General features: G+C 68.5%; 2 protein-coding genes and 1 pseudogene. 1 reads left to right on the top strand and 2 read right to left on the bottom strand.

Translation table 11 applies throughout. The annotated features are described in order from the left end of the window. Positions 1-20 precede the first annotated feature (20 nt). Positions 21-461, bottom strand: coding sequence for an SRPBCC family protein (locus AC1D1G_RS44105; RefSeq protein WP_477956813.1), 441 nt, complete (start codon positions 459-461; stop codon positions 21-23). Between AC1D1G_RS44105 and AC1D1G_RS44100 the strand changes: the two are divergent. Beyond that, a pseudogene (locus tag AC1D1G_RS44100) lies at positions 418-1,836 on the top strand (MFS transporter); the annotation flags it as partial. The gene AC1D1G_RS44105 and the pseudogene AC1D1G_RS44100 overlap by 44 nt on opposite strands. Positions 1,837-2,102: 266 nt before the next feature. Here the strand turns inward: AC1D1G_RS44100 and AC1D1G_RS44095 are convergent. Beyond that, positions 2,103-2,698: sigma factor-like helix-turn-helix DNA-binding protein (locus AC1D1G_RS44095; RefSeq protein ID WP_477956812.1), on the bottom strand; the 596-nt coding region annotated here is incomplete at its 5' end.

Below are 2,698 nucleotides of genomic sequence, written 5' to 3'. Positions count from 1 at the left end.
TTCCGGCACGGTAGGGCCGGTCACTTCTCGGCGGCGGCCTTGATTCGCAGCGCGAAATCGGGTGCGTCCTTCCGGGCCGCCCGAAGCGCGAGAGGTGCGATCAGCTTTCCGATTCCGTGGCCCTCCAGCACGTTGAAGATCGTCACCTTGGTGCCTGCCCCCGAGGGTTCGAGGTCGTAACCACCCTCTTTCGCGGTGACGGTATTCTTCGAACGCTCCGCCCAGCGAATCTTCTGTGGCGCCTCGAATTCGGTGATCTCGAACTCCCGCTTCGTGGTCATCCCGGCGTCCTTGACGGTGCTGACGAAGAGGGTGCCGACACCGGGCGGACCGTCCGTCTTCTTCACGATCTCCTGCACCCGGGGACTGAAGTCCCGGTCGTTGACCCCGGCGGCGAGGTACTCGAACACTTCCTCGATGGGGCGATCGATCACAACAGTGCCTTCGAACCGTCCAGCCATGCCAGCCTCCCGTTTCCGTGACCTGCCGGGTTCCGACGTTACTCGCGACGTAGCCGCGGCGCGGTCACATCGCCACCGGGCCGACGGTCATAGAAGTGACGGCGCGCAACGCGGCGTCTCCCCGCAAGGACCCTGCGCACAGGAAGACTTCGACATGGACATCTCGGTCAGCGACACCTCCCGGGTCGGGCGATCGACCCCGGCACGCCCGTTTCTCTCCACCGCCCGCGGCACACTCACGCTGACGCTGTTGTGCGCCGTGGCATTTCTCGACTTCGTCGACGCATCCATCGTCAACATCGCCCTGCCCGACATGCGCAGCGACCTGGACATCTCGGTTCAGGAACTGCAATGGGTCCCGAGCGCCTACCTCCTCACCTACGGCGGTTTCATGCTGCTCGGCGGCCGCCTGGCCGACCTGCTCGGTCGCCGTCGCGTGCTCGTCACCGGCACCGTCGTGATCGGGCTGTCATCGCTGATCGGCGGTTTCGCCGGAAGCGCGGAGGTCCTGATCGGCGCACGACTCGCGCAGGGTGTCGGTGCGGCACTGATGCTTCCGGCCGCGCTGTCGATTCTGACGACGACATTCGAGGAGGGCCCCGAACGGCACACCGCACTCGGCGTCTGGGCCGGGGTGGGCGGTCTCGCTTCCGCCGTCGGTGTCTTTCTCGGCGGCGTGCTCACCGAGGGACCGGGCTGGCGATGGGTGCTGTTCGTCAACCCTGTCGCGTGCGCGCTCGTGCTTCCGGCGGTCTTCGCGCTCATTCCCGGCGACCGGCGCCGCGCCCGGTTCGCGAACTTCGACGTCGCCGGCAGTGTGCTCGGCACCGGCGGGATGCTGTTGCTCGTCTACGCCCTGGTGGAGGCACCCGACCAGGGATGGGGCAGCGCTCGCACGATCGCCGGGTTCGCCGGTGCGTTCGTGCTGATCGTGGCGTTCGTGATCAACGAGCAGCGCAGCCCGCACCCCCTGCTGCCGCTGTCGATCTTCCGCGTCAGGGGCCTTGCCGCCGCGAATGTCACAGGACTGATCGCCTTTGCGGGTCTCATCGCGATGTTCTTCTTCCTCACCCTCTACATGCAGAACGTTCTCGGYTACTCCCCCATCCAGACCGGTGCGGCCTACCTCCCGCTCTGCCTGGGGGTCGGGGTCGCCGCCGGGGTGTGCTCCCAGTTGCTGACCCGGACCGGAACCCGTCCCGTCGTCGTCGTGGGAGCGCTGGTGGCCTCGGCCGGCCTGTACCTGCTGTCCCGGATCCCCGTCGACGGCTCCTATCTCAGCGATCTGCTGCCCGGACTGATGATCGTGTCGTTCGGTCTCGGCGCCGTCTTCGTCGGCGTCACGACCGCGGCCAACGCCGGTGTGCCTGCCGGCGAGGCAGGGCTCGCGGCAGCGTTGCTGAACGCCTCCCAGCAGGTCGGCAGCGCACTCGGTCTCGCGATCTTCGCCGCGATCGCCACCTCGCATTCCCAGCATCTGCTCGAGGCGAATTCGCCTGTGCCCGAGGCACTCACCCTCGGCTTCCAGCGAGCACTGCTGACCGGCAGCATCTTCCTCGTCGCCGCGGCCGTGATCGGCCTGCGCACCGGCAACGCACACGGAGACGGCGAACACCGCACGAACTGACCCCGGCGGGCTCGTCAGTCGAGGTTCTCGACGACGAGCCCGGCGAGGCGCTCACGGTCGGCGAGGATGTCGATTTCGACGATCTTCCCGCGCCGGATCGTGACGCCCATGACCGACAGCAGCTGCCCGTCGGCGATCGCGACCACTCCGGCGGCACCGTTGACGAGCGCCGGATGCGCGAACCGAGCCAACCGGGCGAACCCCAGGACCCGGCCCGCGACGGTCTCCGAGCCGCGCACCATCGTGGAGGCGCCTGCAGGCAATGCTCCGGTATCGGCGCGGAGCACGACATCCGGGTCGAGCACCGCCACGAGCGCGTCGAAGTCGCCGCTCCTCGCGGCCGCCAGGAACGCGTCGACGACCGCACGCTGACGGACCGGATCGGTGTCGGGAACCGGGGCTCCCTGCAGACGCCGGCGTGCGCGACTGGCCAGTTGCCGGGCGGCCGCGGGGGTTCGTTCCACGATCGGGGCGATGTCCTCGAAGGGCACCGCGAACATGTCGTGCAGCACGAACGCCAGTCGCTCCGCGGGGGCGAGCGTGCCGAGAACGACGAGCAGTGCAAGACCCACCGAATCGGCCAGCACCGCCTCCTGTTCGGGGTCGCCGC

The organism is Rhodococcus sp. P3_B8, from assembly GCF_056402775.1.
This window is presented reverse-complemented; position numbering and strand designations above follow the sequence as displayed.